This window comes from Marisediminitalea sp. (assembly GCF_984433645.1).
In genome coordinates this window covers 1-5,024 of record NZ_CFIDRX010000243.1, presented here as the reverse complement: position 1 = coordinate 5,024, position 5,024 = coordinate 1, and the positions used below count along the sequence as shown (strand labels likewise).

General features: G+C 48.9%; 4 protein-coding genes. 1 reads left to right on the top strand and 3 read right to left on the bottom strand.

The features are described from left to right. Positions 1-975 (top strand): GGDEF domain-containing protein (locus tag AC4MRN_RS19475; protein WP_491204245.1); only part of this gene is annotated, 975 nt, incomplete at its 5' end. A gap of 19 nt (positions 976-994) precedes the next feature. Here the strand turns inward: AC4MRN_RS19475 and prsR are convergent. From prsR to AC4MRN_RS19460, 3 genes are all read right to left on the bottom strand, one after another. Beyond that, positions 995-2,356 (bottom strand): PEP-CTERM-box response regulator transcription factor, encoded by a 1,362-nt coding sequence (gene prsR, locus AC4MRN_RS19470; RefSeq protein WP_073323349.1) that lies wholly within the window; start codon positions 2,354-2,356, stop codon positions 995-997. Positions 2,357-2,392: 36 nt separating this feature from the next. Further along, entirely contained in the window at positions 2,393-4,417 is a 2,025-nt protein-coding gene (gene prsK, locus AC4MRN_RS19465) for an XrtA/PEP-CTERM system histidine kinase PrsK (protein ID WP_491204244.1), read from the bottom strand. Between the two features lie 48 nt (positions 4,418-4,465). Beyond that, on the bottom strand, positions 4,466-5,024 hold a 559-nt coding region (locus AC4MRN_RS19460), incomplete at its 5' end, for a 3-oxoacyl-[acyl-carrier-protein] synthase III C-terminal domain-containing protein (protein ID WP_491204243.1).

Genomic DNA, 5,024 nt, shown 5'->3' with positions numbered 1-5,024 from the left:
CGCTCTCTGGCGTTGCTCTACCTTCAATCACAAATTGATGTCGAGCGTCAGGCCCAGGCGCTAACGTTGTTAAGTAAAAACCAGGCAATAGAACTTGCCAGAGCAGAACAGCAACAATTGCGCACCAAAATGCTGTACGGCTCGTTACTCGCCTCGCTGCTCTTTGTATTTCTGTTTTGGAGCAGAGTAAACCAGAAACAGCGTTCCAGCTTGTTAAAACGCGAAGTAAAGCGCCGCACCCAAGAGCTGGAAATTAAAAATGCCGAATTAGAGAGTGCGTATCAGGCGCTTGAACGCGCCAGTCTGCTGGATCCGCTCACCGGCTTGTATAACCGCCAGTACCTGAATAACCAGTTGCCCCAGGAAATTCATCGTGCGCAGCAAAATTACCTGGTCAACAAACCCATAGGTGCCGATGCCGCGAATGCGGACTTGGTTTGCTTTTTACTGGACATTGACAATTTTAAGCACATTAACGATACCTATGGCCACCTCGCGGGCGATCGCATATTAGTGCAATTAAGCCGGCTACTGCGGTCGGTGTTCCGGCCATCTGATATGCTGATACGCTGGGGCGGTGAAGAGTTTTTAGCTGTGTGTCGCAATACCAGTCGGTTAGAAGCGGTATCGCTTGCAACTCGTCTGCATCAATCCCTGCATCAGGAGTTATTTTCACTAAGCGATAATTCCCGGCTGAATATTACTTGCTCCATCGGCTTCTGCGTATTACCGCTTTACCCGGAGGAGCCCGAGCGTCTGGAATGGTCTGATTATTTTGCTATTGTCGATGATTGCCTTTATGCCGCTAAAAGCTCTGGCAAAGACTGCTGGATTGGGTTGTTGGGGGAGAAGTCCCAATCTCAACATCAGTCTCATTCACCCTCTCCGATTGAGGTGAAATATGACTTACCGCCAACACGCATCCAAACATCGTTGAATCACTTGTCGGCGGTGAACTGGAATTGTAGCGAGTAGCCGCTAGCCAGTCGTGAGGCTACACCCCGGTTTTTAGATCTTCCAGGTGATACTTATCGATAAGCGAATAGAGTGTTGGCCGCGTTACACCCAATAACTCCGCGGTTTTCGACATATTCTTATCTGCCCGTTGATACGCTTTGCGGATTGCCCGGCTCTCCGCTTGTTCACGCACTTCACGCAGATTCAACGTATCACTTTCAAAGTCTTCAGTCGGTGCTATCAAGCCCAGATCCTCGGCCTGGACGACCGTTCCCTCAGCCATGATGACTGCAGACTTTAATTTGTTCTGTAATTCGCGAATATTGCCCGGCCATTTGTGCGCCAGTAACGCCTTAATTGCGCCATCACTGAAGCTTTTCGCTTTGGCATTAAACTCTTCCCGATACTGATTCAGGAAGGTTCGGGCTAATAAGACGATGTCTTGTTCGCGGTCGCGAAGCGGAGGAATATTGATCGGTATTTCACCAATACGGTAGAACAAATCTTCCCGGAAGCTCTCTTCCGCAACCATAGTTTGTAAGTCGCGGTGCGTCGCACAGATCACCCGAATATCGACAGGGATCTCGTTGCGTCCACCTACGCGCTCAATCACTCGCTCTTGCAGGAAACGCAACATTTTAGCCTGTAATCCAATCGGCATATCACCGATTTCATCGAGGAACAGGGTACCACCCTGGGCTGTTTCTATTTTACCCATGGTCGTTTTATTGGCGCCGGTAAACGCGCCTTTCTCGTAGCCAAACAATTCACTTTCCAGCAGGTTTTCCGGAATCGAGGCACAGTTTATGGCTACAAACGGTTTATCTTTTCGTGGACTGTGTTCGTGAATACTGCGGGCAAACACTTCTTTACCGGTACCACTCTCTCCCAGCAACAGCGTGCTGATATCGGTACCGGCAATCTTTTCAGCCTTGCGCATGACCAGTTGAATGGCTTCACTGTTACCAATGATCCTGCCCATGGATGGACGGGTTTTCGCCAGAATGCGATTCTCGTCTTCAAGCTTGGATAAGTTGAGGGCGCGATTCACTAACAACTTTATGGTATCTGAATCGATGGGTTTTTGATAAAAGTCATAGGCGCCGAGGTCTATCGCTCTCAGTGCATTCTCTTTATCATTGTTGCCTGTTACCACTATCACTTTTGTGCGTGGTGACAAAGCCATAATTTCTTCAAGTGTTTTTAACCCTTCAGACGCATTAGCCGGATCGGGTGGCAACCCGAGATCCAGTGTCACTACGCTGGGTTCAAAGCGGCGAAGCTGTGCTATGGCAGACTGTCTGTCGTCTGCGAATACCACGTTATAATCGGTTAAGCTCCATTTTAACTGTTTCTGAATGCCTAAATCATCATCAACTACCAGAATGGTGTCAGCCATGTTTATTTTTCCATTTCGTTCCGACCACGAGGGTATTTATTCGATGGGGAAACCCAGCGTAAAGCAGGTTCCCATTCCCGGTTGGCTCTGCACCTGCAGATAGCCCCCTATGGATTCCATATATGTTTTTGCATCGTATGCACCAATACCCATCCCAGCATTGCCTTTAGTGGTATCAAACGGCTTGAACAGACGGTTTTTAATAAACTCGTCGTCCATTCCACAGCCGGTGTCTTCGATAAAAATCAGCTGATATTTGCGTTCAGCATCGAGCACGACGGTAATGTCTACCTGACCGTCATCCGGTGTGGCTTGTTGCGCATTGCTAATAAGATGATACATGACATTGGCGAACTTTTCCTGGTCCACCACCACACTGGTCTCATCTTTCACTTGCATAACGGGTAAGGGCTGGTGTGACTGACAACGCTGCGCAATCACGTCTGATATTAATTCAGAAAGTGTATGGGTTGCATCAACACCGGCCTCATCGACCTGCTTTTCCGTTAACTGACGCAGCATGCGGTCCATCCGAGCTTTGGTATGATGCAACGTTTCGAAGGTATCTTCAATAAATTCGGGATTATCTTTATGCTGGGCTGCATTGCACAGAATTAAATCGATCTGTGCCAATACGTTTTTCAAATCGTGCAGTACGAAGGCCGCCATGCGATTAAACGCTGCAAACTGGGCATTTTCCGCCAATGACTGCGCAGCTTCATGAAAGTAAATAAAGTTTGCTATCTGGTTTGTCACCGCATTCAGGTAGTCCCGCACTTCCCAGTTGAGTGAAACCTTAGGCCGGTCGACCGCGCTGAGCAATGCCAGCCCCCACATTTTGCCTTCCCGAATAAATGGCAGTACCAGTTGCAATTCCGTGTCCTCGACCACCTTGGGCGGCAGCTGTAAGCCCTCATAATCAAAAGGCTTACTGCGATACCCTTCTAAATCAACCATCCAGCCAGTGCGCTCGCAGTAGTCCCACAACGCTTCTAATGCGGGCTCCGCCTGTTCCAGTGGCATGAAGTACTGATTGCTCACAAGAGTAAAACGCCCTCCCTGCTTTTTGACCAGTGCGCCGCTATCGTAGTTAACTGCACCCATCACCCCTTCGAGTGCCACATGGTACACGCTGGCTGATGACTGATCGGTATTGGCAAGCACATTCGTCAGCTTGACCCATTCCTCGCGGTAATCAAACTGGTTGGCAAAGAAGTGTTTGGTAATGAAGATTTTAATGCGGGTACGGAAGTTGTTCGACAAAAACAGCGTTGCCAGCAACACCATGGACAGCGCGATTAATACGATTTGAACTGTGCTGCCCCAACTCCAGCCGAGATAGTTAATCACATAACCAAGTGCAGCCATGACAAACAGGTAAATGCCTGCCACCAACAATAAGCTGCTGTGCAACACCACATCACGGGAGATAAAGATGTTTACGCCCCAGTGTTTTATGCGCCGGGTGGCAATAACCAGAAAGGGCAGCATAAGCAAATAGATATAGCCGCGAGCGGCAATAAAGCCGGGCTCCACCTGCGCAATCATGGTGGCATTGGCGTAAGACACAAATTCAAATAAGTTAGTGGCACCTAAGTAAAAAGCCAGTGGCTTGTAGGCCCATTGCTCGTCCCCTACCTGTCGGTATAACACCTCAAGTAGAATCAGCACTTCAAGGGCAATCAGGGTTTGCAATAAAAAGTGCCAGGTAATGTCTGTGCGCACAACCCAGGGTAACACCAAAGCGACAAGGGGCACTGACAGCGCAATGAGGGTGGCCGGTTGCCGCAATACCTGCCAGATATTCTGAAAATCCGGTTTCAGGCAACCAGCAATAAACAACAGCCAGATAGCCTGCTTGATGCTGTCACCCTGCAGCAGATGAATAACGTCGAGGGGGCCACTGAGCACACTCACGAAACTCAATGACCACAGCATGGTGACCAGTGTTGCCAGGCTGAGCAGATACTTTGCCAGTCCTGGCTTCCTTACCGTAAATAACAGCAACAACAGCACCAGGTAGCCGGCTGCGTTTAGCCCATATCCAATATCAGCAATCATCTGTCACCACTCGATGTATGTCCCTGTTATCGACAGTTTAATGTTAACTTAACGCTTTTTCACAACCAGGCTGCCAATTGAATAACCCGCACCAAAGGAACAGATCACCCCAACGTCTCCCGGTTGCAGATCCTGATGATGCAGCGCAAACGCGATCACTGAGCCGGCAGAAGCAGTATTGGCATATTCGTCCAGCACAATCGGCGCTTCCTGTTGCGACGCTTCACGGCCTAACAAACGCTTACAAATCAACGTATTCATATTGATATTGGCCTGGTGTAACCACCAACGGTTAACATGCTCCGGTTCGTATCCATGCGCCGCCAGATGCGCGCCAATGTGATCGGCGGCCATGGGGCACACTTCTTTAAATACTTTACGACCAGCCTGATGAAACAGTTTATCCGGGCCAAACGGATCAGCGTCATTTGCGCGGCTAATATAGCCAAAATTCGACCGGATGTTATTTGAAAATACGGTTTTCGCTTTGGTACTTAAAATATCAAAAGCACTGTCTGTCGAGACGGTGTCAGCCGACTCCAGTACGGTTGCCGTTGCAACATCACCAAAAATGAAGTGACTGTCGCGGTCGGTGTAATTAATTTGT

What these genes read in the sequence shown, in the direction of transcription:
- prsK (WP_491204244.1), bottom strand. Translation starts at nt 4,417, where the DNA reads ATGATTGCTGATATTGGATATGGGCTAAACGCAGCCGGCTACCTGGTG.
- prsR (WP_073323349.1), bottom strand. Translation starts at nt 2,356, where the DNA reads ATGGCTGACACCATTCTGGTAGTTGATGATGATTTAGGCATTCAGAAA.